Genomic DNA, 23421 nt, shown 5'->3' on the forward strand with positions numbered 1-23421 from the left:
CCGGGTCGCGAAGGCCGAGGCGGACGAGGACTTCCCGCGCGACGTGTTCCGCACGCTCGGCGCGATGGGCGTCCTCGGCCTGCCCAACCCCGAGCGCGACGTGAACTCGTCGCGGGGGCGCGGGCCGTTCCGAGGTGCCCGGTGCGGGCGGCCCCTACTTCAGCCAGCTCATCATCGGGCGGAGCTTGGCACCGGTCTTCTCGATCGGGTGCTCGGCGAGCTCCTCGCGGTAGGCGGTGAACTTCTTCTGGCCGCTGTCGAACTCCTCCACCAGTTCCCTGGCGAACTCGCCGGACTGGATCTCGGCGAGGATGCGCTGCATCTCCTTCTTGGTCTCCTGCGTCACCACGCGCGGGCCGCGGGAGTAGCCGCCGTACTCGGCGGTGTCGGAGACCGACCAGTACATCTTGTGGATGCCGCCCTCGTACATCAGGTCGACGATCAGCTTCATCTCGTGCAGGCACTCGAAGTAGGCGACCTCGGGCTGGTAGCCCGCCTCGATCAGGGTCTCGAAACCGGCCTTGATCAGCTCGGACACGCCGCCGCAGAGCACGGCCTGCTCACCGAACAGGTCGGTCTCGGTCTCCTCCTTGAAGGTCGTCTTCAGCGCGCCGGCGCGGGTGCCGCCGATGCCCTTGGCGTACGACAGGGCGAGGTCCAGGGCGTTCCCGCTGGCGTCCTTCTCCACCGCGACGAGACACGGCACGCCGCGGCCCGCGGTGTACTGGCGGCGCACGAGGTGACCGGGGCCCTTGGGGGCGACCATGGCCACGTCCACACCCTCCGGCGCCTCGATGAGGCCGTAGCGGATGTTCAGGCCGTGCCCGAAGAAGAGCGCGTCGCCCTCGACCAGGTTCGGGGCCACGTGGTCGGCGTAAAGGTGGCGCTGGATGTGGTCCGGCGCGAGGATCATGGTCAGGTCGGCCTCTTCGACGGCCTCCGAGGGCGTGAGCACCCGCAGGCCGTCGGCTTCGGCCTTCTCCCTGCTCTTGGAACCCTCGGGCAGGCCGACCCGGACGTCCACACCGGAGTCGCGCAGCGAGAGCGCGTGGGCGTGGCCCTGGCTGCCATATCCCAGAACGGCGACGTGCCGGCCCTGGATGATCGACAGGTCGGCCTGGTCGTCGTAGAAGATCTCAGTCACTTGCTTAACCTTTCGGGTTTCTCGGGTGCGTTACGCGGTCCGGTCCAGGGCCCGGAGAGAACGGTCGGTGATGGAACGGGCGCCGCGGCCGATGGCCACCATGCCCGACTGGACGAGCTCCTTGATGCCGAACGGCTCAAGGACCTTGATGAAGGCCTGCAGCTTGTCCGGCGTGCCGGTGACCTCGATGGTCACCGCGTCCGAGGAGACGTCGACGCAGCGCGCCCGGAACAGGTTGACCAGCTCCAGCACGCTGGAGCGGTTGTCGGCGTCGGCCCGCACCTTGATCAGTGTGAGCTCGCGCTGCACCGACTGCGCCGGGTCGAGCTCCACGATCTTCAGCACGTTGACGAGCTTGTTCAGCTGCTTGGTGACCTGCTCCAGCGGCAGGTCGGCGACGCTGACCACGATGGTCATCCGGGAGATGTCCGCGTGCTCGGTCGGCCCGACCGCCAGCGAGTCGATGTTGAACCCCCTGCGGCTGAACAGCGACGCGACGCGCGCGAGCACGCCGGGCTTGTTCTCCACCAGCACGGAGAGCGTGTGCCTGCTCATGCCTAGTCCTCGCTGTCCCAGACCGGCGCCATGTCGCGCGCGAACTTGATGTCATCGTTGCTGGTCCCGGCCGCGACCATCGGCCACACCATGGCGTCCTGGTGCACCACGAAGTCGACGACCACCGGCACGTCGTTGATCTCCATGGCCTTCTTGATCGTCGCGTCCACGTCCTCGGGGCGCTCGCACCGCAGTCCCACACAGCCGTATGCCTCGGCGAGCTTGACGAAGTCGGGGATGCGGCGGACCGTCTGCAGGTCGGTGTTGGAGTAACGCTCGTTGTAGAACAACGTCTGCCACTGCCGGACCATGCCCAGGTTACCGTTGTTGATGATCGCGACCTTGATCGGCACGCCCTCGATCGTGCAGGTGGCGAGCTCCTGGTTGGTCATCTGGAAGCAGCCGTCACCGTCGATGGCCCAGACCGTGGTGTCGGGCCGGCCCATCTTGGCACCCATCGCCGCCGGCAACGAGAAGCCCATCGTGCCCGCGCCGCCGGAGTTGATGAACGTGCCGGGGTTCTCGTAACCGATGAACTGGGCGGCCCACATCTGGTGCTGGCCGACCCCCGCGGTGTAGATCGCGTCCGGGCCGACGATCGCTCCCAGCCGCTCCATCACGTACTGCGGGGCGAGGGAGCCGTCCTCGAACTCGGTGTAGCCCAGCGGGTAGGTCGCCTTGTAGGTGTTGAGCGCGGTCCACCAGTCGGCGTAGTCGCCCTTGCGTCCCTCACCGCGCACCGCGGCGATCAGGTCGGAGATGACCTCCTTGCAGTCGCCCACGATCGGGACGTCCGCGTGCCGGTTCTTGGAGATCTCCGCCGGGTCGATGTCCGCATGGACGATCTTCGCGTACGGCGCGAAGGTCGACAGGTCTCCGGTGACCCGGTCGTCGAAGCGGACACCGAGTCCGATGATCAGGTCGGCCTTCTGCAGCGCGCCGACCGCCGACACCGAACCGTGCATGCCGGGCATGCCCATGTGCTGCGGATGGCTGTCGGGGAAGGTGCCCCGCGCCATCAGGGTGGTGACCACCGGGATGCCGGTCAGCTCGGCGAACTCCAGCAGCTGCGCCGACGCGCCGGCCCTGTGCACGCCGCCGCCCACGTAGAGCACCGGCCTTCCGGCTTCGACGATGAGCTTGGCCGCCTCGCGGATCTGCTTGGAGTGCGGCCGGGTCACCGGCCGGTAGCCGGGCAACTGCATGACGACCGGCCATTCGAAGGTCATCTTCGCCTGGAGCGCGTCCTTGGCGATGTCGACCAGCACCGGCCCCGGGCGCCCGGTCGAGGCGATGTGGAATGCCTCCACGATCGTCCTGGGGATGTCGTTCGGGTCGGTGACCAGGAAGTTGTGCTTGGTGATCGGCATGGTGATGCCGGAGATGTCGGCTTCCTGGAAGGCGTCGGTGCCGATGGCGGCACTGGCCACCTGACCGGTGATCGCGACCATCGGGACCGAGTCCATGTAGGCGTCGGCGATCGGGGTGACCAGGTTGGTCGCGCCGGGACCGCTGGTGGCCATGCAGACTCCGACCTTGCCGGTGGCCTGCGCATACCCCTGGGCCGCATGCCCCGCGCCCTGCTCGTGCCGTACAAGCACGTGCCGGACCTTGGTCGAGTCGTAGAGCGGATCATAGGCGGGGAGAATCGCGCCGCCCGGGATCCCGAACACAGTGTCGACCCCGACGTGCTCCAGCGCCCTCACGAGGGCCTGGGCTCCTGTCATCTGTTCGGTCATCGGCTCGTTCCTTGTGGCTGAACATGCTTAATGGCATAAAAAATGCCCCATTCCGCTTGATCGGCGGAGCTGGGGCGGCGCGCAGGTCAGAGTACTTCGCTCAGCGACCTGCGCGCCGGTGAAGTACTACAAGAATCCCACGGTCAATCTGCATGCCTCCACCTTGGCCGACGGAGTGGCTCCACGTCAAATTCATGGGACAGATATCTCAGAGTCCGAGATGTGAGGTCACGCGTGAGTCCCCAGGCTGGAGAGGCTGGTGCGCATCAGCGAGTCGACGCCGCGCGCGGCCATCGGGCGCGCCACCAGGAATCCCTGGCCTCGGGTGCAGCCCATCTCGCGCAGCAACTCCAGCTGCTCGGGCCGCTCGATGCCCTCGGCGACCACGATCAGCCCCAGGTCGTGGCCCAGCCGCACGATCGTACGGGTCAGCAGGGTCAGCGTCTCGTCGCAACCGAGCCCGGACACGAAGGAGGGGTCGATCTTGATCATGTCGACCGGGAGCTGCCGCAGCAGCGCCAGCGAGGCGTAACCGGTGCCGAAGTCGTCGATGGCCAGCCGGACCCCGAGGGTGCGCAGCTCGGAGAGCCGGGTGATGGTCTGCTCGGCGTCCTCGACCAGCATCTCCTCGATGACCTCCAGGGTCAGCGCGCTGGGCGGCAGCCCGCTCTCGACCAGGGCGGACTCGACGGTCTCCACGAAACGCGGCGCCATGATCTGCCGGGCGGACAGGTTGAGCGAGAGCCCGATCTCCCACGCGGAGGCGCGCCAGACGGCCACCTCCCGGCATGCCTCGCGCAGGATCCACTCGCTCAGCGGCACGATCAGGCCGGTGTCCTCCGCCGGACCGAGGAACTGCTCGGGCGGTACGAACTCGCCCCCCTGACACCAGCGCACCAGTGCCTCGACGGCGGTGACGCGCGAGGTGGCCAGGTCGACCACCGGCTGGTACTCGATCACGAACTGGTCTTCCAGCAGCGCCCGCTGCAGGTCGGCGGCGAGCTCCAGGCGCCGTACCACGTCGGCGTGCATGTGCGCGGCGAACACCTCGACCCTGCGCCCGCCCAGTTCCTTTGCCCTGGCCATCGCCACGTCGGCGTTGCGGATCAGGTCGGCGGAGGAGACGTCGTCGGCCGCGAAGGCCACCCCGACGCTCGCGGTCAGCGCGATGTCACGGTCGGCCACCCGGAACGGCTCGGACGAGACCGTGCGGACCAGTCGCTCGGCCAGGTCCACCGCGGTCTGGGCGTCGACCGCCTCGAGCAGCACCGCGAACTCGTCTCCGCCCCAACGCGCCAGGGTGTCGTCGGTCCGTACGGCGGCGCGGAGCCTCCTGGCCGCCTGGCCGAGCAGGTAGTCGCCGCTGGCGTGGCCGACCGAGTCGTTCACCGCGGTGAAACCGTCCAGGTCCAGGAAGACCACGGCGACGCTGCTCGCGCCGGGACGGCCGAGCACCTCGCGGGTGCGTTCCTCGAAGTAGGCCCGGTTGGGCAGGCCCGTCACCCCGTCGTGGAAGGTCAGGTGGGCGACCTGGCTGCGCAGGGCCTCCTGGTCACTGATGTCGCGGGTGGTGACGAGCAGCAGGCCCTCGCCGCGCACGTGCCGGGTGGCGACCGACTCGGCGGGGCGCCAGGTACCGTCGGAGGCTCGGACCCGGCAGGCGACCATGCACGCGCCAGGCCCCTCCTCGGCCTCCTCCTCCAGGCTCATCGCGCTCAGCGCCCCCTGGATTCCCGGCACGTCCTCCGGGTGGATGTAGTCGAAGATCTTCCCGCCGACCAGTTCCTCGGGGCGGTACCCGTACGTGCTCTCGACCCCCTCGCCGATCTGCCGCACCACACCGTCGTAGTCGCAGAGCAGCACCACGTCGCCGGCGCTCTCCGCCAGGTCGTGCAGCTGCCGCTCACCGAGATGGAGCAGGCTGCGCAGCCGCCCGGTCTCCAGCAGCATCACGAACATGCGTACCAGCAGGACCGCGACGATCGACGCGCACACCGAGGCCAGCACCACTGGCGGTCCCTGTACCCCGCCACCGATCACCTTCAGGAGCACGACGACGGTGGCCGCCGCGACCAGGAACAGCGGCACCGCCGCGATCAGCGAGGACGTGCTCTCGCGGAGGAGGGGCTCGTCGTCCTCCAGGTCCGGCGGTCGCTCCGCGCGCCCGCTCCACGGGACCACGGCGAGCACCAGGAACGCGACGGGGGCCAGCCACACCCAGGTGAGCGACGGCGTGTCGCCGCTCACCCGAGCCAGCGCGGTGGTCGTCTCCGAGGTCGCGACGGCGGCCAGCACGGCCAGCGCCGCCAGACCGACCGGCCAGGCCGACCGCCTGATCGGCACCACGGCGGGGCCCACGACACAGGCGAGGATCAGGCAGAACAGGGGTGAGGCGAAGGTGACCGCGGCGTTGCCCGCGTCGCCGGCGTCGCGGTAGACCGGCCCCACCAGCGTCACCCAGATGATCACCAGAATGGAGGCGGCGCACACGTAGGAGTCGGCGAGATCGCGCAACAGGGCATGCCCTCGGGCGGGCCTGACCGCCGACAGCGCGGTACCGACGGCGATCATGGCCGTACCGGCCAGCAGCACCAGGTCGGCGAAGGTCACCACGAACGGCGCGCCGTCCGCGATCGGCCGCACCCCCACCCCGAGCAGCCAGGTGACCGAGCCACCCGCCAGCCAGCGCCAGGCCAGTGCCCTGCGCCTGCTGATCACCCTGGAGGCCGCGGCGAACAGTGAACCCGCGGCGGCCGCAGCGGTGACGACGCCCGCCACCGCCTCGACGACCACGGCGGGAGCGCCGCTGACAAGAGCGGCAACGAGCCCCACCACGCCGACGGCGGCGGCGGTCAGCGGTACCCGGGGGTCACGCCAGCGGATCAATGTCGTCTGCCTATCGGTGTCGTTTCAGTGTGCTCTGCTCCCGCAGCATCCCTTACTCACTGCGCTCGTGTCACCGGCGCGAGCACGTCGTTCTTCGTCCTCGGCGCTCGTACCGGCACACGGCCAGTGTGGGCCGTCCGGCCCGCGCGAGGAGTGACAACGCCATAGTCGTCACCGATCTGATAACCGCGCGGGCGATGCAAATCGCTCCTGCCGACGGTACGCACCGCAGGTCACGAGGTAGCCACAGTCCGGATTCCTTTGCCGGTCAGTAGGAACCCGTGATCACGTTTTTGAGCGGCTCGCCCGCGAGGTAGCGCAGCAACTGGGAGCGGAGCAGCTTCAGCGTGCGCCGTACGGACGCCGGGCTGCTGCCCGCGACGTGCGGGGTGATGAGGACCCCCGGCGCGCTCCACAGCGGGTGCCCCTCGGGCAGCGGCTCGGGATCGGTGACGTCGAGCGCGGCCAGGATCCGGCCGCCGCCCAGCTCGGCGACGAGAGCCGCGGTGTCGACCACCGACCCCCTGGCCGCGTTCACCAGGACGGCGCCGTCCTTCATCGCCGCCAGGAAACCCGCGTTCACCATGCCCGCGGTCTCGGGGGTGGACGGTACGAGCAGCACCACCACATCCGCCGCGGGCAGCAGGGCGGGCAGCTCGTCCATGCCGTGCACACCTGGCCTGGCGGTCCTGGCCACCCGGACGACGTCCACCTCGAAACCGTCGAGCCGCCGCTCCAGTGCCTCACCGATCGAGCCGTAGCCGACGATCAGGACCGTGGAGTCGGCCAGCACCCCGGTGTGGTGGTAGGTCCACTCGCCCTTCCGCTGCGCGTGCACGAATCCGGGAAACTCCCGAAGCACCGCGATCATGGCCCCCACCGCCCACTCGGCGGTACCCGCGTCGTGCACTCCCCGGGCGTTGCACAGCGTCACCCCCTCCGCCAGGTGCGGCCGGTAGGCGTCGACACCCGCCGTGACGGTCTGCAGCAGCCGCAGGCCGGTCATCCTGGCGAGCAGATCGGGGAGACCCGCCACCGGCGTCAGCGGCGGAATCCAGACCTCGACCCGCTCCGCCCCCTCCGGCACCGGCTCCGTGCCGTCATAGACGGCGCACTCCACTTCGGGCAGATCACACAGAACGTCGGCGGCGGCTTTCGAGGGGACCCAGATCTTCATCCCCGCATTATCCAACCACTCCCAGAAAGGTCACCCCAGCGACCACCCCGAGGACGTACCCCACGTTCCATCCCCGAGGGACTCCCCGTGAGGCCGCGCCGGCGACTGGACTGAGGAGAGGAAGGTCGTGAGGAACGAGCGGCCTTCCTCGACGAGGGAAGGAGCCGGGTAAGAGCGGCCTCACTGCGACGCGTCAGCGTCGCCATCGGCACTCACGCACTTCAGGTCGAGTTCGGGGCGGTAGACCGTGGTCTCCTTGACGCGCTTGATCTCCTTGCCGTTCTGCTTGAAGACGCGCCAGACGTCGATCGTGAACCCCTGCTGGCCGACCATCGGGATGCAGTTGGGGCCGCTGTCGGTCGCGCTCTTGAACGGGGTGATGTTGTAGCGCTCGGACGAGATCGACTCGATCTCGTACCGCTTGGTGCTCCAGAAGGCGACGGTGACCCCGTTGTTGTCGAAGGAGGTCTTCACCAGCACCCCGTACGGCGAGTCGTTCTTCCAGCGGAAGTCGGGTTCGGGCCAGGAGACGGTGGACTCCCGTCCGGCGGGGTAGCGGGAGATGTAGAACTCGTGTGCCATGTGCTGGACGTCCTCAAGGCCGCCGAAGAACACCGCGTTGTACATCGTGGTCACGAACTGGGAGATGCCGCCGCCGACCGAGTCGACCAGCCTGCCGCCCTGGATCATGGGAGCGGGGACGAAACCGCGGGCGGTGTCGCGCTGGCCGATGACGCCGTTGAGCGAGAAGGTCTCGCCCGGCTTGACCAGGTAACCGTCCAGCAGCTTGGCGAGCGCCCTGATGTTGGTCACCCGTGGCGGGCAGCACTCGTAGGGCGTGGTGAACTGGCTGATCCGCTCCTTGATGCCGAGCTTGCGCGCCTCGGCGTCGGACATCCGCGGCCGGACCGTGGCCATGGCCACCGGGATCGTCCGCTCTCCGTTACGGGAGACCATCTCGGCCACGTCGGCCGCGAGCCGTTCGTCGTCGACGCCCTTCCCCTTGCGGCCGGGCACCAGTTTCGGCTTGCCCGCGACGATCTGGAACGTGGGGTCGCGCGGGGCCAGCACCGGGTCGATGAGCTTGTCCTCCACCGAGGCCACCGCGCTCCTGGCGTCGAACACCGGGCGCATGCCGCCGGAGCTGTCCGGCTCGAAGGACAGGTGCGCGGCGAGGGTCTCCACCGGCAACTGGACCTGCTTGCCGGCGAAGGTCAGGGTGACCGGCCCGGACAACGCCTTGCCCGCGTCGTTCGCGGCCTTCTTGACCGTCTCCGCGCCGACCTTGGGCTTGATCACCGAGACCGGAAGCCTGACCTCCTTCGCCGGACCGAGGAAGGCGTCCGTGATCGCGGCGACCGCGGCCTCCCTCTCCAGCTCCCTGCCGTCGCGGGGCGTCACGACGACGGGCTTGACGCCCTCGAACGTGACCGAACCCTCGCGGACCTTGAGGTCGATCTTCTTGGCCAGGCCCGCGACCGCGGTCTTCATGGCCTCGGCGTCGGAGGAGATCTTGGGCTCCAGCTCGGTGGTGCCGGTGAAGGCCCGCCACACCTCGGCGGGATTGGGGAAGTCGCTGGGCGCCTGGTCGATGGTGTCGACCACGTTGAACTCCAGACCCGCCTTGCCCGGTTCGAATTCGTAGCGCTTGCCCGCGGCCAGGAGGGTCATCTCCTCCGAGGCCTCACCCGCCAGTCGGTCTCTGAGCTTGTCGGCCGCCTCGGTCGCGGTCAGGCCACCGATCTCGACACCCCGCACCGTGGTGCCCGGCAGCATCTTGCCGGACATGACGACCGCGGGCACCGCGTAGGCGAGAGCGGCGACGAACAGCACGGCGAGGATGATCAGGGCGATCCTGCGGCCCTTGCGCCGGCCCGGGGCGGGCTCCTCGTAACGGAGGCCGCTGGGCTGCGGGAACCCCCCGTCGCCACCGGGGACGAGCGAGGGCTCGTCCCGCCGGAACGAGGGCTCGGGTGGAGCCGCCATCTGCCAGGGTTGCGGTGGCTGTGCCACGGGCGGAAGCGCCGTCGCCCCGCGGGCCGGTGCGGCGGGACCGCCGAAACCGGTGGGGCCGAAGATGTCGGGCGAGACTCCCGGGGGGAGGCGCGAGCCGTCCTTGGAACGGCCGCCCGGTGCTCCCGGAGGGAGGCGTGGATCACGGGCACCGGGCGGGACTGGACGCGAGGGAAGCGGTATCGCCTCAAAGGGGTCCGTCGGCGGGTCCACAGACGCTCCGGCGTTCCGCACGGCCTCCGTCTCCTCCTGCTTCGCAGCTTCCACCTCCCGCAACCCTAGACCACACCGGTCAACCGACACCCAAAAATAAATAACAAATCAACCAGTCCAGCGGTAGCGGTGCTCGGGCCGACCAGCGGTGCCGTACTTCGGACGGAGCTCCGCCTGACCCGCCGCGCACAGGTGCTCCAGGTACCTGCGGGCGCTGACTCTGGAGAGGCCGGTGATCACCGCCGCCTCGGCCGCCGACATGTCGGTGCCGCTCTTCCTGAGCGCGGTGGCCACCAGGGTGCACGTGGTGGCCGACAACCCCTTGGGCAGCGGCAGCGGGACTCCCTTGACCGTGCCGAAGAACTGGTCGACCTCGTCCTGGCGCGCCTCGTTCCCGAGAGTGGCGAGCCTCCGGTGCATCTCGGCGTACTGTCCGAGGCGGTCACCGAGAACGCGGGCGGTGAAAGGTTTGATCAGGTAGTTGACCGCGCCGCCGCGCATGGCCGCCCGGACCGTGGCCACGTCACGCGCGGCGGTGATCACCAGGATGTCCACCGGGTGCGAGGCTCCCCTGAGCGTCATGAGTACATCGAGTCCCGACATGTCCGGCAGATAGATGTCGAGCAGCACCAGGTCGGGCCGGTGCGTCATGACCGACTCGATGGCGGCGCTCCCGGTGTGCACGATGCCGGTGACCGTGAAGCCGGACAGCCTGGCGACGTAGCCGCCGTGGATCCTGGCCACCATGAAGTCGTCGTCCACCACCAGTACGCGGATCTCCTCCGCGCACCCGTCCCCGGTCATCTCCGCACCTGCCGTTCCGCGGGCTCCCCGGGGCCGGCGGGCTCCCCCTCGGGAGACGGCGGGGGCTCACCCGTGGGGAGGAGCGCGGTGAAGACGGCGCCGCCCGCGTTGTGCACCCGTACCCAGCCACCCCGGCGCGAGCACGTCTGGCGGGTCAGCGCCAGCCCCAGGCCCCGTGGCCCGGCATGGGCCACCTTGGTGGTGAAGCCCTCCAGGAAGACCTCGTGGACCAGGCTCGGGGTGATCCCCGGACCGGAGTCGCCGACCCGGATGTGCAGCCCGTCCGCCTCGGTACGGACCGAGACCTCCACCGTTCCCCCACTCTCCTGCAGCGCGTCGAGGGCGTTGGCCACCAGGTTGCCGACGACCAGGACCGCGTCGTGCGGATCACCGATCATGCCCTCCTCCACCCGGGAGTCGTCGGACAGCACCAGGGTCGCGCCCCGCTCGGCCGCCTCCGCCGACTTCGCCAGCAGCAGCGCGGCCAGCGTCGGGTCGGCGACCTTCTCCCGGACGCCCGCGGCGTGCCTGCTGTACGCCTCGGTGGTCTGGGTGATGTAACTGACGGCCGTCTCGTACTCGCCGAGTTCCAGCAGGCCGACCACGGTGTGCATCCGGTTGGCGAACTCGTGGGCCTGCGCGCGCAGCGCGCCGGTCGTGGTGCTGGCCTGGTCGAGCTCGCGCGCCAGTCGTACCAGCTCGGTCCGATCCCGCAGGGTGACCACCCAGCCGCTCTGCCGATCCCGCACCGCCACCGGGGTCCGGTTGAGCACCAGCACCCGGTCACAGTGGAGCACCACCCGGTCGTCGCCGGGGTCCGCACCGTCCAGCACGTCCCGCATCCGGTCGGAAAGCCGCATCTCTCCCAGACTCCGGCCGACGTCGTGCTGGGAGAGTCCGAGCAGGTCGCGTGCCGCGTCGTTGACCAGCGTCACCCGGCCCGCCAGATCGAGGGCGAGCACCCCCTCCTTGACGCCGTGCAGCACGCCCTCACGCTGTTCGAGCAGGGCCGCGATCTCCGCCGGTTCCAGGCCGAACGTCTGACGGCGGACCCTCTGAGCGATCAACGCGGCGGCGGCCGACCCGGCGACCAGGACCGCGAGCACGGTCCAGAACAGTGGCGGCAGCGCCACGCTGAGCTGGTCGGCGACGGTCTCCTCCAGGATCCCGACCGAGGCCAGACCGATGACCTTCCCCGCGGAGTCGAAGATCGGCGCCTTGCCGCGCACCGAGCGGCCCAGCGTTCCCGTCTGGATGCCGGTCCAGGGCCGCCCGTCCGTCATGACCTGCGAGCCGTCGGTGGACAGCCGCTTGCCGATCAGGGCCGTGTTGGGGTGGGCGTAGCGGATCTGGTCCCGGTTGGCGATCACCACGTAGTCGGCGCCGGTGGCCGCCTGCACCCCGACCGCGATCGGCTGCAGGCTCAGTTCGGGCCGCGCCCTGCTGAACGCCTCGCGCACCTGGGGAAGCCCCGCCACGGACTCGGCGATCGCCAGGGCGCGCTGCTGATACTGCCAGTCCAGCAGCTCACGGGTGTGCTCCATCCAGACAGCCGCCGTACCGCCGACCGCGAGAAACACGATCACCGTCTGCAACACGAAGAACTGGGTGCCGAGCGAGGCGTTGACCAAGCGTCGCACGAGTTGACTCCCTTGTCAGGGAAGATCGATGAAAGCAGTCCGAGATAACGGTGAGATCGCGGAGACGCGTGACCAATATGACCGATACGACGGCAAACACGCAAAGGATCGACACGGCGACCGGCTGCGGTCACCATCCTCACCACGCTCTGTTCATGTTGTTGGGAGTTCGACCATGCGTCTTCGGAGATTCGCCACCCTCGCGGTGCTGTCCCTCGCCGCCCTCACCGCCTGCGGTTCCGGTGGGGGCTCGGGTACCAGCGCGCTGAGAATCATGGCTCCGGCCTCACCGGGAGGCGGCTGGGACCAGACCTCCCGCGTCGCGGGAGAGGCGTTGAAGTCCGCTGCCCCGTCCCGCAAGGTCGAGATCTACAACGTGCCAGGCGCGGGAGGCACCATCGGCCTCGCCCAGCTCGCGGGCGAGAAGGGCAACGGCAATCTGCTGATGACCATGGGCCTGGTGATGGTCGGCGCGGTGGAGCAGAACAAGTCGAAGGTCACCCTGGCCGACACCACGCCCATCGCGAAGCTGACCGAGGAGTACGAGATCGTCGTGGTTCCCGCGGGGTCGCCCTACCAGACGCTGGCCGACCTGACGGCGGCGTGGAAGGCGGACCCCGCGAAGATCGCCATCGCGGGCGGCTCCGCCGGGGGTACCGACCACATCGTGGCGGGCCTGATGGCCAAGGCCGCGGGTATCGACCCCAAGCAGGTCAACTACATCGCCCACTCCGGCGGCGGCGAGGCGCTCAACGCGCTGCTCGGCGAGAAGGTGGCGGCCGGGATCTCCGGTATCGGCGAGTTCGCCGAGCACGTGAAGTCCGGCAAGCTACGCGCCCTCGGTGTCAGCTCGCCCGCCCGGCTGGGCAACGTGGACGCCCCGACCCTCAAGGAGGGCGGCCTGGACGTGGAGCTGGCCAACTGGCGAGGCTTCGTCGCGCCCGGCGGGCTGGACGACGGGACGAAGCAGGAGCTCATCGAGCTGGTCACCAAGATGCACGACTCGCCGGCGTGGAAGGACGCGGTGATCAAGAACGGCTGGGCCGACGTCTTCCAGACCGGCCAGCCGTTCGCCGACTTCCTCGCGGCGGAGCAGACCAAGGTCAAGGCGGTCATCGCGGAGATGGGCCTCGTCTCCTGATGCTTCCCGTAGAAGACCAGTCTGATCGCACCGGCACCGGCGCGACCGGTGCCGGTGCGACCGGCACCGGATCCGAACCCGCCGCCGTCGCCCGCGCGGGCGACGGCGGTACCGGCGCGTCCCCCGGCCCCGGCCCGGATTCCGGTCCTGATCCCGTCCTGGATTCCGCCCCCGGTCCCGTCCCGCATTCGGGAGGCGAGGCGGCGCCCGAGAGCGCGACCGGCTGGTCATGGCGGCGGCCCGAGCTGGGGCTGGCGGTGCTGGTCCTCGCGCTGGGGGCGTTCGTGATCGTCGGCACCGCGGACGTGGCCGCCGCGGGCTCCTCCTTCGGTCTCGGTCCCCGGTTCTTCCCCGCCCTGGTCGGGGCGGCGATGCTGCTGATCGGACTGTTCTACGTGATCGACGTGCTCAGGGGGGGCCACGGCGATCCCGAGGACGCCGAGGACGCCGACTCCGGCGCGCGGGCGGACTGGCGCACCGTCGCGCTGGTCAGCGTGATCTTCCTGGCCTTCGCCGGGCTGCTCGACCTGCTCGGCTGGGTCGTCGCGGGCGCGCTGCTCTTCTTCGGCCTGTCCGTGACGCTCGGCGCCCCCCACCGGCTGCGCGCGGGCGTCATCGCGATCCTGCTGTCCACCGCCACCTACCTGGCCTTCGTCAAAGGGCTCGGTGTGACCCTGCCGGCCGGGCTGCTGTCCGGGGTGATCTGAGTGGACTCGTTCCAGTTGCTGCTGGATGGCTTCGCGACCGCCCTCACCCCGGTCAACCTGCTGTACGCGCTGGTGGGCGTCACGCTGGGCACGCTGGTGGGTGTGCTGCCCGGCATCGGCCCGGCCATGACCGTGGCACTGCTGCTGCCGATCACCTTCACCGTCCCTCCGGCCAGCGCGTTCATCATGTTCGCGGGCATCTACTACGGCGGCATGTACGGCGGGTCGACCACCTCGATCCTGCTCAACACGCCCGGCGAGAGCTCCTCGATGATCACCGCGCTGGAGGGCAACAAGATGGCCAAGCGGGGCCGGGCCGCCCAGGCGCTGGCGACCGCCGCCATCGGCTCGTTCGCCGCGGGCACCATCGCCACCGCGCTACTGGTCGTCGCGGCCCCCCTGGTGGTGGACTTCGCCATCTCCTTCGGCCCCGAGGACTACTTCGCACTGGCCCTGCTGGCCTTCACGGCCGTCTCGTCCGTGCTGTCCCGCTCCGTGGTGCGGGGACTGGCGTCCCTGGGGCTCGGCCTGGTCATCGGGCTCATCGGCATCGACCAGCAGACCGGCCAGGCCCGGCTGACGCTGGGCGTGCCGCAGCTGCTCGACGGCATCGACGTGGTGATCGTCGCGGTCGGCCTGTTCGCCGTGGGCGAGGTGCTCTACGTCGCCTCCCGGCTGCGGCACGGCCCGCCGGAGGTGATCCCGGTCGGCCGGGCGTTCCTCGGCCGCTCCGACTGGTCGCGTTCCTGGCGGCCCTGGCTGCGCGGCACCGCACTCGGCTTCCCCTTCGGCGCGCTGCCCGGCGGCGGAGCGGAGATCCCGACGTTCCTGTCGTACTCGATCGAGAGACGCCTGGCGCGCGGGATCGCCCGCGAGGAGTACGGCAAGGGCGCCATCGAGGGCGTCGCGGGCCCCGAGGCCGCCAACAACGCCTCGGCGGCGGGCACGCTGGTCCCGCTGCTCACCCTGGGCCTGCCCACCTCCGCGACGGCCGCGATCCTGCTGGCGGCCTTCCAGCAGTACGGGCTGCAGCCGGGGCCGCAGCTGTTCGACCACAATCCGGCACTGGTCTGGGGCATGATCGCCTCACTGTTCGTGGGCAACACCATGCTGCTGGTGCTCAACCTGCCGCTGGCCCCGCTCTGGGCCCGGGTGCTGCACATCCCCCGCCCCTACCTCTACTCGGGGATCGCGCTGTTCGCGGCGCTCGGCGTCTACGCGCTGAACTCCTCCTGGGTGGAGCTGGTCATCCTCTATCTCCTGGGCCTGCTCGGTTTCGCGATGCGCCGCTTCGGTCTGCCGGTCGCCCCGGCGGTGATCGGCCTGATCCTGGGCCCGATGGCCGAGATCCAGCTCCGCCGGGCCCTGGCCATCGGCGCGGGCGACGTGACGGTCCTGGTCAGAAGCCCGATCGCGGCGACACTGCTGGCCGTGGCGGTACTGGCGTTGTTCACGCCCCTCATCAGGAAGGCGGCCGCCCGCCGCGGCGTCTGATCGGAACCGGCCGCACCGGGTGCGGCACACGCGGGCACGGACGGACGTCCGTGCCCGTTTCCGCGCCTGTTTCGGCTTCCGTTTTCTCGTGCGGGCGTACCCTCCGTCTCCGCCCATCCCCGCGCGGAGCGTACGCCCGCGCGAACCACCGGAAGACTTCCGGGCGCTCAGGGGGTGAACGCGGCCAGCAGGTCGTCCAGCCCCGCCTTGACGCGCTCGACCGTCACCCCGTGCTCGCGCAGGCGGTGGGCGAGCAGTGGCGCGGCCAGCGGGGCGAGAAGTGCGTCGGCGAGGACGTAGGCGTCGGAGCCGGGGCCGGCCTGGGCGACGAGCATCGACAGATGGGCGTGGTAGGCGTCGTAGGCACCCCCGAAGCGCGCGAACGGTGTCGCCGTCTCGGCCATCACCAGCAGGTCCAGCTGTTCCACCGTCCTGTCAGCGAGGGCGTGCAGGAAGCCGCGGATGCGGGCGGGCGCGTCGGCACCTGGCCCCAGGGGCGGCGGCCCCTCGATGAAGGCCGCCTGGAACTCGCGTTCCCGCTCGTCGATGAGCGCGTACGCCAGCCCTGAGCGGTCGCCGAACCTGCGGTACAGCGTGCCGACGCCGACCCCCGCGGCGGCGGCGACCTCCGCCATCGACAACCCCTCGACGCCGTGAGCGGCGACGATGCCGGCGGCCGCGGCGAGGATCTTCGCCCGGTTGCGCGCCGCGTCGACCCGCTCGCGGCGGGGATTCGTGACGACGTCCACGATCACAGGCTACTGGAGACTTGTAAGCGGAATCAGTTCCACTTTATGGTTAAGCGGAACTGATTCCGCTTAAGGAGTACAGCATGACACGCAGGGTCGCCCTCGTCACCGGGGGAAGCCGTGGGATCGGCGCCGCCATCGCCGTACGCCTCGCCACGGAGGGCACCGACGTGGTGATCACGTACGCGCGCTCGGAGGAGCGGGCGGCGACGGTCGTCAAGAAGATCGAGGCCGCCGGCGCCCGTGGGCTGGCCGTGGTGGCGGAGGCCACCGACGCGGGCGCGCTCGTCGCCGCGGTCGAACGGACGATCACCGAGTTCGGGCGGATCGACATCGTGGTCAGCAACGCCGGCATCGCCCCGTTCGGGCCGCTGGAGGAGGTGACGCTCGCCGAGGTCGACCGCACCCTCGCGATCCACTCCCGCGCCTCGTTCGTGCTGGCCCAGGCCGCCGCCCGGCACATGGGCCGGGATGGCCGGATCATCTGCATCGGCAGCAGCCTCGCCGAACGCGTGCCGTACCCGGGGTGGACGCTCTACGCGATGAGCAAGTCCGCGCTGGTCGGCCTGACCAAGGGCCTAGCCAGGGACCTGGGGCCGAGGGGCATCACGGCCAACCTCGTCCAGCCCGGTTCGACCGACACCGAGATGAACCCGGCCGACAGCCCCGAGGCGGAGGAGGAGCGGCGCTTCACCGCCCTGGACCGCTACTGCGACCCCGGCGACATCGCCGCCACCGTCGCGCACCTGGCGGGAGAGGGCGGCAGGAACATCACCGGCGCCACCATCACCGTCGACGCCGGCACCACGGCCTGACCGCCATGGCCTGGGTTCTGCTTCTCACGGCGGCCGCACTGGAGATCGTCTGGGCCACCGCGCTCGAACGCTCGGACGGGTTCACCCGGTTCTGGCCGGCGTTCGTCGGGGTGACGGCGGCGGTCCTGAGCTTCGTCATGCTCACCTTCGCGCTCAGGACTCTGCCCCTGGGCACCGCGTACGCGGCCTGGGTCGGACTCGGTGCGCTCGGGGTCGCCGCCGTAGGCATCGTCGCCCTGGGCGAGAGCGCGGCACCCGCCAGGCTCGGCTGCCTCGCGCTCGTCCTGGCCGGCGTCATCGGTCTCAAACTCCTGGACGGATGACGCGACGGCGGGGCTTCACGACGCGATGCCGGGACCCGGCGACGGAAAGGGGTCGGCGAGAAACGGCCGCCCGGCCGTGGGGAGCCGGGCGGCCGGGTCTGTCGTCCCCGCTGTCCCCGCTATCCCCGCAGGGTGTCGACGTTCAAGCCGTCGGCACCCAGGCCGTCCTCCCTGGCCAGGTAGCTGCACGAGACCCATCCCGTGGTGCCCGCCGCCAGTCCCGAGGCCGATCTGCCGCCCAGCCGGAAGTTGCACCAGCCGCTCGTCGAGTTCGGATTCAGCACCTGCCCGTAATCGCCGTAATAGAGATAGCCGATAACCGTCGACCCTCCGGCGCTGGCCCGCAGGCGCACCCCGTTCGCGATCACCACGGCGTCCACCGCGGGGAGCGCCGACAGGACGGAAAGCCTGTTCACAGGGGCTGCCTGGGCGGGAACCGCCGCGACGGCCATTCCCGCCGCGGCCGTCAACGTCGCGGCGGCGAATGCCAGGAACCTTCTCATTTTTCGTGCTCTCCGAATGTGAGGTCAGGTCGTACCAGAGTGAACGGCGGGACTGTAGTGATCACTTTGCAAGTCATCAAGAATTTCGTCAATACCTGTTGAATTTCAGAAATATGAATTACCACATGAAAAAATCCCGCCGATCGCCGGACACTTTTCTTCGCGTTTCCCGGATTCAGGGGGACCGGGACCGCTTCGGCGGGCCGGGCCGCGCGGATCGCCCGGAGGCGGCCAGGACGGTCGAGAACCTCCGGCCCCGGACACAACCAGGGCACAAGTGGCCCGCAAGTGTCCGTTCCTAGGGTCCTCCACACGACCGGGGCCGAGAACAAGGACCTGGTGACCGGCTCCCGATCCCGGGAGCGGAAGACCAACGGGGGTCGCGACGACGCGGCCGAAAGGAGTGATCATGTCGAAGATCACGATCGACGACCTGCCCTTCGAGGGCGCCGAGCTGACCGAGGCCGAGCTGGGCGAGGTCGACGGCGGCCAGAAATGGTCCGTCAGCGCATGGAAGAAGAACCTGCCGTGCGAGTGGTGGCAGTACTAGTCCGAGCACACGACCGCTAGTCCGATACGACCGCGCCGCCTCACGCGGCCAGAAGGAGCGATCATGTCGAAGATCACGATCGACGACCTGCCCTTCGAGGGCGCCGAGCTGACCGAGGCCGAGCTGGGCGGGGTCGACGGCGGCCAGGGCGGATGGGTGCTGACCTACGACGGGGCGGGACCCTGCCGCCGCGAGTGGGTCGGCTGACCAGGCCACCCCGCCGGTGCCGGGAGGCCGTCTCACCATAGGACAGGCCGCGCCCCCGATCGGCGTACTGGATCGAACACGGCGCGGCGGGACGGGAAACCGGTCCCGCCGCGCCTGCGCAGATGGGACCGGGCAGTGATTCTGATAGTCAGCAGCCGTGGGGACGGGGCCGCGGAAAGAGTGCTGGCCGCGCTCCGGCGGCGCGGCGCCCGGCTGGTGGGTGACGATACCGGTGACGGCACCGGCCCGCCGGTGCTGTGGTGGGACACCGCCGACTTCCCCGGGCGCAGCCGGATCACCGCCTCGTTCGCCGGCGGGCAACGGCGGCTGCTGCTGGACACCGGTACGGAGACGGTCGACCTGTCCCGGGTCACCGCGGTGTGGCGCAGCCGGCCGGGCAAACCCTCGGCCGCCGGCACCGTGACCGAACCGAGCCACCGCGCGCACGTCGACGAGCAGGCGGAGTTCATGCTGGACGGGGTGTGGAGCCTGCTGACCGCGCGCTGGCTCCCCGGCCGCCGAGCGGACGAGCGCCGCGCGCACAACAAGATCTTCCACATGGCGCGGGCGATCGAGCTGGGCTTCTCCGTGCCCGACACGGTCTACACCAACGACCCCGCGGAGCTGGCGGACGCGTACGAGTCGGCGGAGGGGCGGCTGGTCGCCAAGCAGATCACCGCCGAGCCGTTCCAGGTCGACGGCGCAGAGCACCGCGCGTACACGACCGTGGTCACCCGCCGCCACCTGACCTCCCGGCACCGGATCCGGCACGAGCCGGTCATCCTGCAGCCCTACGTCCCCAAGGCGGTCGAGCTGCGGGTGATCGTCGTGGGGGCGCGGGTGTTCGCGGCCGAGATCGACGCGTCGGGCTCCCGGGCGGCCAGGGACGACTGGCGGCACTACGACAACGACCGGGTCAGGTACGGCGTGCACGAGCTGCCCGCCGAGGTGTCGCTGCGCTGCGCCCGGCTGGTCGCCGACGTCGGGCTGACCTACGCGGCGCTGGACTTCATCGTCACCCCCGGCGGCGAGTACGTCTTCCTGGAGCTGAACTCCAACGGCGCCTGGGGGTTCGTCGAGCTGTGGACCGGGCTGCCCGTCAGCGACGCGATCGCGGGCTGGCTCATGGACGGAGGAACACCGTGACCGATTTCGCCGAGGCCCTGGAGGCAGGGGTCTCCCTGCTCCGCGCGCTCCCCCGCCGCAGCGTAGACGTCGCCGACGCCCGGCGCGCGGCCGACGAGTGGGCGGCGCGGCACCCGGAGGTCCGGGCGCAGCTCGTCGTCGACCGGCGCCCCGGTACCCCGGTGGTCGACTACGACCTGCTCCTCGACCATCCCGACGGCGGCACGGTCGCGCTGACCGCCCCGCCGGAGGACGGGGTGCCCTGGCTGATCGACCACTCGACGCACTGGGCGGCCGGATACCTGGTCAGCGTCAACGACGTGGACGTGACGGTCCCCCAGGCGCTGACCATGCTGCGCACGCTCTCCCGGGGTGACTCGTCGCCGTACCGGGAGATCGTCGACCAGTGCCTGCTCGTCGAGGCCACCGGCGACACCGAGTCACCTGCCGGTTCGCCCGCCGAGCCGCTCACCGCCGCCGACCTCCAGGCGACGGCCGACGAGTTCCGGCGGGGCCGGGGACTGCACGACCGCGCGTCGACGCTCGCCTGGATGACCGAGGCGGGCATGTCGGGCGAACAGTTCGAGGCGTACATCACCGAGATCGCCCGGCGCCGCCGGTTCCGCCGGGACAGAGAGGCGGAACTGGCCCCGGGGTACCTGGCCGCGAACCCCGGCGACTTCGCCCGGACCAGGGCCGTGTGGGTCACCGGCGAGCAGAAGGTGACCGCCGGCACCGTGTCCGACCTCCTGACCGGTCTGGCCTCGCTCGGGGACACCGGAGAGGCCACGGTGACCTTCGCGACCCGCTGGGAGGCGGACCTGCCCACGCCCCTGCGCGGTACGCCGCCCGGCGGGATCGTCGGCCCGGTGGAGCTGCCGGACGGCGGCTTCCTGACCGGTGCCGTCCTGCACAGGAGCCCGGCCACCGGCGACCGGGAGACGCTGGCCGCCGCCGGGCGCGCCGCGTTCGCCGGCTGGCTGGCGGAGCGCCGCGCCGCGGCCACGGTCGAATGGCACTGGTCGTGATCGATCCGGACCGCACCCAGGCCGTTCCCGCGCCCGGCCGGCACAGGGCCGGCAACTGGGAGGACACCGAGGGGTACCGTCCCCGGGCACCGTACTCACCTCCGCCTCCTCGGCAGCGCCCGCCCGCGGCGGCCCCGCCCGGCCACCGGCCGCATTCCCCGTCAGCGCCTCCGGAAGGGCAGCCGACGGGGTCCCCGCCGGGACGTCTCATCTACCGGACGGAGGCGTTGCGCCGGCATGCCGAGGCCCGCTCCGTCGCCCGGATGCCGCTGGTGATCAGCGGCCCGTCGTTCCTGCTGCTGTGGATCCTGGTGGCCGCCGTCCTGGCGGCCGGCGCCACGCTGATCGCGCTCGCGCTGGGAGCCGGCGGATGAGGAGCCGCGTACCGGTCCTGCTGCAGAACACCGTCACCGAGTGCGGCGCCGCGTGCCTGGCCATGGTGCTCTGCCACCACGGCCAGCGCACCACCCTGCACCAGGTGTCCGAACGGCTCCAGGTCGGCAGGGACGGCCTGAGCGCCAAGGCCATCGTGGACGGCGCCCGCGAGCACGGCCTGAAGGCGCGCGCCTTCTCGCTCGCGCCCGAGGACCTGGCGCGCGTGCCGCTCCCCGCGGTCGCGCACTGGGAGTTCAACCACTTCGTGGTGGTCGAGCGCTGGTCGCCCGACCGGGTGGACCTCGTCGACCCGGGGCGGGGCCGCCGCAGGCTGACCGCGGAGGAGTTCAGCGCCGGGTTCACCGGCGTGCTGCTGGTCTTCGAACCCGGCGAGGGATTCCACCGCGGCACGTCCTCGATGGCGAGCGCCTGGCGGCGCGAGTTCGTCCGTACCCTGTTCCGGCGCCGACGCGGCCTGCTCGCCCAGGTCGTCGCGGCCTCGCTGCTGCTGCAGCTGCTGGGGCTGGCCCTGCCCTTCTTCTCCCAGCTGCTGATCGACAGGATCATCCCGTCCCAGGCCGCGGACCTGCTGCCCCTGCTCGGCGGGGCCGTGCTGCTGGCCGGGCTGGCCCAGTTCGTGATCGGCTATCTGCGGGCGGCGCTGCTGGTGGCGGTACGGGCCCGCGCCGACCAGGAGCTCACCGAGGGGGTGATCGGCCACCTGGTGACGCTGCCGTACCGCTACTTCGCGCAGCGCGGCAAGGGCGACCTGCTGACCCGGGCCGCCAGCGTCTCCACGCTGCGCGACATCCTCACCGGCCAGATCGTGGCGGCGCTGCTGGACGGTCCGCTCGCCGTCGGCTACCTCGTGCTCGTGTACGTGTGGGATCCCGTCTTCGGGCTGGCGCTGACCGGCGTGGTCGCCTTCCAGGGGTTGCTGGTGCTGGCCACCACCCGCCGGATCAACCTGCTCACCCAGCAGGAGCTGACCGCCTTCTCCGCGTCGCAGAGCAGCCTCATCCAGGCCATCACCGGCATCGAGACGCTGAAGGCGTCCGGGGCCGAGAAGCGGGCGGTGGAGCAGTGGTCGGCCCACTTCGCCCAGCAGCTCAACGCCGACGTGCGCAGCGGCCTCACCCAGGGCCTGGTGGAGGCCGCGCTGTCCGCGAGCCGGGTGATCGCCCCGCTCGGGCTGCTCTGGCTCGGCGCGTGGCGGGTCCTCGACGGGCAGCTGACCGTGGGCGCGCTGATCGCGCTCAACGCCATCGCGCTCGGCGCCCTGACCCCGCTCGGCTCGCTGATGACCGGCCTGCAGAGCCTGCAGCAGGTGGGCGCGCACTTCGACCGCCTGTCCGACATCCTGGCCTCCGAGCCCGAGCCCAGCGAGGGCATCGAGGTGCTGCGGCTGCGCGGTGCGGTGGAACTGCGCGGTGTGAGCTTCCGGCACGACCCCCGCGGCCCGTGGGTGGTGCGGGACGTCTCGGTCTCCATCCGGCCGGGGCAGAAGGTGGCGCTGGTGGGCGCCTCGGGCTCGGGCAAGAGCACGCTGGCCAGGCTGCTGCTGACACTGCACATCCCGGTGGAGGGCGAGATCCTCTACGACGGCGTCCCGGCCTCCGAGCTCAACCTGCGCACCCTGCGCCGCCAGTTCGGTGTGGTCGGCCAGGCCACCTCCCTGTTCAACGGCTCGATCCGGGAGAACATCGCGCTGAACCTTCCCGACGCGCCCCTGGAACGGGTGATCGCCGCGGCAGAGGTGGCGGCGCTGCACGAGGAGATCATGGCGATGCCGATGGGGTACGAGACGGTGCTGACCGACGGCGGCGGTCTCTCCGGCGGTCAGCTCCAGCGGCTCTCCCTGGCCCGTGCCCTCCTGCCCCGGCCGAAGATCCTGCTGCTCGACGAGGCCACCAGCAACCTGGACAGCACCACCGAGGCGACCATCGAGGCCAATCTGTTCTGGCTCACCCAGACCCGGATCGTCATCGCCCACCGGCTGAGCACCATCCGGGACGCCGACCTGATCCTGGTGGTCGACTCCGGCCGCATCGTGGAACGCGGCACCCACGACGAACTGATGGCCATCGGCGGCAAATACGCACAGCTCGTCGCCGCCCAGGCCGCCCCCGCCTGACCTCGCCTTTCACACGATATGAGACCGGCGTAAATTGATCAAAATCTCGAGGTGGCGCAGTCAAGGGGAGCGGCCCATGGTTGCCATCCGGACGCCCGG

The 23421-nt window shown here is 70.6% G+C and carries 20 protein-coding genes and 1 pseudogene; 11 read left to right on the forward strand and 10 right to left on the reverse strand.

Going from position 1 to position 23421, the window contains the following annotated elements; genetic code table 11:
- Positions 1-154: 154 nt before the first annotated feature.
- From ilvC to AB0K21_RS42425, 8 genes and pseudogenes are all read right to left on the reverse strand, one after another.
- Positions 155-1135 (reverse strand): ketol-acid reductoisomerase, encoded by a 981-nt coding sequence (gene ilvC / locus AB0K21_RS42390; protein WP_343970053.1) that lies wholly within the window; start codon positions 1133-1135, stop codon positions 155-157.
- 39 nt (positions 1136-1174) lie between these two features.
- Positions 1175-1699 (reverse strand): acetolactate synthase small subunit, encoded by a 525-nt coding sequence (ilvN, locus tag AB0K21_RS42395; RefSeq protein ID WP_343969953.1) that lies wholly within the window; start codon positions 1697-1699, stop codon positions 1175-1177.
- 2 nt (positions 1700-1701) lie between these two features.
- A pseudogene (locus AB0K21_RS42400) lies at positions 1702-3441 on the reverse strand (acetolactate synthase large subunit); the annotation flags it as partial.
- Between the two features lie 225 nt (positions 3442-3666).
- Entirely contained in the window at positions 3667-6324 is a 2658-nt protein-coding gene (locus tag AB0K21_RS42405) for a GGDEF domain-containing protein (RefSeq protein ID WP_343969957.1), read from the reverse strand.
- Between the two features lie 268 nt (positions 6325-6592).
- Entirely contained in the window at positions 6593-7501 is a 909-nt protein-coding gene (locus AB0K21_RS42410; protein ID WP_364158513.1) for a 2-hydroxyacid dehydrogenase, read from the reverse strand.
- A gap of 180 nt (positions 7502-7681) precedes the next feature.
- Positions 7682-9487 carry a VanW family protein gene (locus tag AB0K21_RS42415; RefSeq protein WP_364158516.1) on the reverse strand — a complete coding sequence of 602 codons (1806 nt, stop codon included), beginning with the start codon at positions 9485-9487 and terminating at the stop codon, positions 7682-7684.
- Positions 9488-9835: 348 nt separating this feature from the next.
- Positions 9836-10531, reverse strand: a complete 696-nt coding sequence (locus tag AB0K21_RS42420; protein ID WP_343969965.1) for a response regulator — start codon at positions 10529-10531, stop codon at positions 9836-9838.
- Positions 10528-12171: a sensor histidine kinase gene (locus AB0K21_RS42425; RefSeq protein ID WP_343969968.1), complete on the reverse strand. Its 1644-nt coding sequence runs from the start codon at positions 12169-12171 to the stop codon at positions 10528-10530. The genes AB0K21_RS42420 and AB0K21_RS42425 overlap by 4 nt, the downstream gene beginning before the upstream one ends.
- Before the next feature lie 175 nt (positions 12172-12346).
- Here AB0K21_RS42425 and AB0K21_RS42430 point away from each other — a divergent pair, with 175 nt between their 5' ends.
- Genes AB0K21_RS42430 through AB0K21_RS42440 form a run of 3 tightly spaced genes read left to right on the forward strand, consistent with a single transcriptional unit; the run spans position 12347 to position 15513 of the window.
- The gene (locus AB0K21_RS42430; protein WP_343969971.1) at positions 12347-13312 is read left to right on the forward strand and encodes a tripartite tricarboxylate transporter substrate-binding protein; all 966 of its coding nucleotides are present in this window, start codon (positions 12347-12349) and stop codon (positions 13310-13312) included.
- On the forward strand, positions 13312-14019 hold the full coding sequence (locus tag AB0K21_RS42435; protein ID WP_364158521.1) for a tripartite tricarboxylate transporter TctB family protein: 708 nt from the start codon (positions 13312-13314) through the stop codon (positions 14017-14019). Before AB0K21_RS42430 ends, AB0K21_RS42435 begins: the two co-directional genes overlap by 1 nt.
- The gene (locus tag AB0K21_RS42440) at positions 14020-15513 is read left to right on the forward strand and encodes a tripartite tricarboxylate transporter permease (RefSeq protein WP_343969977.1); all 1494 of its coding nucleotides are present in this window, start codon (positions 14020-14022) and stop codon (positions 15511-15513) included.
- 167 nt (positions 15514-15680) lie between these two features.
- On the opposite strand, the gene AB0K21_RS42445 is transcribed toward AB0K21_RS42440, so the two are convergent.
- Positions 15681-16262: a TetR family transcriptional regulator gene (locus AB0K21_RS42445; protein WP_343969980.1), complete on the reverse strand. Its 582-nt coding sequence runs from the start codon at positions 16260-16262 to the stop codon at positions 15681-15683.
- An 83-nt stretch (positions 16263-16345) separates the two neighbouring features.
- Here AB0K21_RS42445 and AB0K21_RS42450 point away from each other — a divergent pair, with 83 nt between their 5' ends.
- Together AB0K21_RS42450 and AB0K21_RS42455 are read left to right on the forward strand one after the other, a co-directional pair.
- Positions 16346-17077, forward strand: coding sequence for an SDR family oxidoreductase (locus AB0K21_RS42450; protein WP_343969983.1), 732 nt, complete (start codon positions 16346-16348; stop codon positions 17075-17077).
- Between the two features lie 5 nt (positions 17078-17082).
- On the forward strand, positions 17083-17400 hold the full coding sequence (locus AB0K21_RS42455; RefSeq protein ID WP_343969986.1) for a multidrug efflux SMR transporter: 318 nt from the start codon (positions 17083-17085) through the stop codon (positions 17398-17400).
- A gap of 119 nt (positions 17401-17519) precedes the next feature.
- Here the strand turns inward: AB0K21_RS42455 and AB0K21_RS42460 are convergent, their stop codons facing one another.
- Positions 17520-17903, reverse strand: a complete 384-nt coding sequence (locus AB0K21_RS42460; protein WP_343969989.1) for a hypothetical protein — start codon at positions 17901-17903, stop codon at positions 17520-17522.
- A 409-nt stretch (positions 17904-18312) separates the two neighbouring features.
- Between AB0K21_RS42460 and AB0K21_RS42465 the strand changes: the two genes are divergently transcribed.
- The 6 genes from AB0K21_RS42465 (at position 18313) to AB0K21_RS42490 (ending at position 23322) form a co-directional block, all read left to right on the forward strand.
- Positions 18313-18453 (forward strand): putative ATP-grasp target RiPP, encoded by a 141-nt coding sequence (locus AB0K21_RS42465; RefSeq protein WP_343969992.1) that lies wholly within the window; start codon positions 18313-18315, stop codon positions 18451-18453.
- Between the two features lie 63 nt (positions 18454-18516).
- Positions 18517-18660: a putative ATP-grasp target RiPP gene (locus AB0K21_RS42470; RefSeq protein WP_343969995.1), complete on the forward strand. Its 144-nt coding sequence runs from the start codon at positions 18517-18519 to the stop codon at positions 18658-18660.
- 135 nt (positions 18661-18795) lie between these two features.
- Positions 18796-19806 carry an MvdC/MvdD family ATP grasp protein gene (locus tag AB0K21_RS42475; protein WP_364158528.1) on the forward strand — a complete coding sequence of 337 codons (1011 nt, stop codon included), beginning with the start codon at positions 18796-18798 and terminating at the stop codon, positions 19804-19806.
- Entirely contained in the window at positions 19803-20813 is a 1011-nt protein-coding gene (locus AB0K21_RS42480) for a TIGR04500 family putative peptide maturation system protein (protein ID WP_364158531.1), read from the forward strand. Before AB0K21_RS42475 ends, AB0K21_RS42480 begins: the two co-directional genes overlap by 4 nt.
- Complete coding sequence (locus AB0K21_RS42485) at positions 20798-21187, forward strand: hypothetical protein (protein ID WP_364158534.1); 390 nt, start codon at positions 20798-20800, stop codon at positions 21185-21187. Before AB0K21_RS42480 ends, AB0K21_RS42485 begins: the two co-directional genes overlap by 16 nt.
- The gene (locus tag AB0K21_RS42490; RefSeq protein ID WP_343970004.1) at positions 21184-23322 is read left to right on the forward strand and encodes a peptidase domain-containing ABC transporter; all 2139 of its coding nucleotides are present in this window, start codon (positions 21184-21186) and stop codon (positions 23320-23322) included. The genes AB0K21_RS42485 and AB0K21_RS42490 overlap by 4 nt, the downstream gene beginning before the upstream one ends.
- Positions 23323-23421 lie beyond the last annotated feature (99 nt).

Origin of the sequence: Streptosporangium sp. NPDC049248 (assembly GCF_040678965.1) — a bacterium.
Taxonomy (GTDB): domain Bacteria; phylum Actinomycetota; class Actinomycetes; order Streptosporangiales; family Streptosporangiaceae; genus Streptosporangium; species Streptosporangium fukuiense.

What these genes read in the sequence shown, in the direction of transcription:
- AB0K21_RS42420 (WP_343969965.1), bottom strand. Translation starts at nt 10,531, where the DNA reads ATGACCGGGGACGGGTGCGCGGAGGAGATCCGCGTACTGGTGGTGGAC.
- AB0K21_RS42410 (WP_364158513.1), bottom strand. Translation starts at nt 7,501, where the DNA reads ATGAAGATCTGGGTCCCCTCGAAAGCCGCCGCCGACGTTCTGTGTGAT.
- AB0K21_RS42490 (WP_343970004.1), top strand. Translation starts at nt 21,184, where the DNA reads ATGAGGAGCCGCGTACCGGTCCTGCTGCAGAACACCGTCACCGAGTGC.
- AB0K21_RS42470 (WP_343969995.1), top strand. Translation starts at nt 18,517, where the DNA reads ATGTCGAAGATCACGATCGACGACCTGCCCTTCGAGGGCGCCGAGCTG.
- AB0K21_RS42455 (WP_343969986.1), top strand. Translation starts at nt 17,083, where the DNA reads ATGGCCTGGGTTCTGCTTCTCACGGCGGCCGCACTGGAGATCGTCTGG.
- AB0K21_RS42485 (WP_364158534.1), top strand. Translation starts at nt 20,798, where the DNA reads ATGGCACTGGTCGTGATCGATCCGGACCGCACCCAGGCCGTTCCCGCG.
- ilvN (WP_343969953.1), bottom strand. Translation starts at nt 1,699, where the DNA reads ATGAGCAGGCACACGCTCTCCGTGCTGGTGGAGAACAAGCCCGGCGTG.
- AB0K21_RS42430 (WP_343969971.1), top strand. Translation starts at nt 12,347, where the DNA reads ATGCGTCTTCGGAGATTCGCCACCCTCGCGGTGCTGTCCCTCGCCGCC.
- AB0K21_RS42450 (WP_343969983.1), top strand. Translation starts at nt 16,346, where the DNA reads ATGACACGCAGGGTCGCCCTCGTCACCGGGGGAAGCCGTGGGATCGGC.
- AB0K21_RS42415 (WP_364158516.1), bottom strand. Translation starts at nt 9,487, where the DNA reads ATGGCGGCTCCACCCGAGCCCTCGTTCCGGCGGGACGAGCCCTCGCTC.
- AB0K21_RS42465 (WP_343969992.1), top strand. Translation starts at nt 18,313, where the DNA reads ATGTCGAAGATCACGATCGACGACCTGCCCTTCGAGGGCGCCGAGCTG.
- AB0K21_RS42435 (WP_364158521.1), top strand. Translation starts at nt 13,312, where the DNA reads ATGCTTCCCGTAGAAGACCAGTCTGATCGCACCGGCACCGGCGCGACC.
- AB0K21_RS42460 (WP_343969989.1), bottom strand. Translation starts at nt 17,903, where the DNA reads ATGAGAAGGTTCCTGGCATTCGCCGCCGCGACGTTGACGGCCGCGGCG.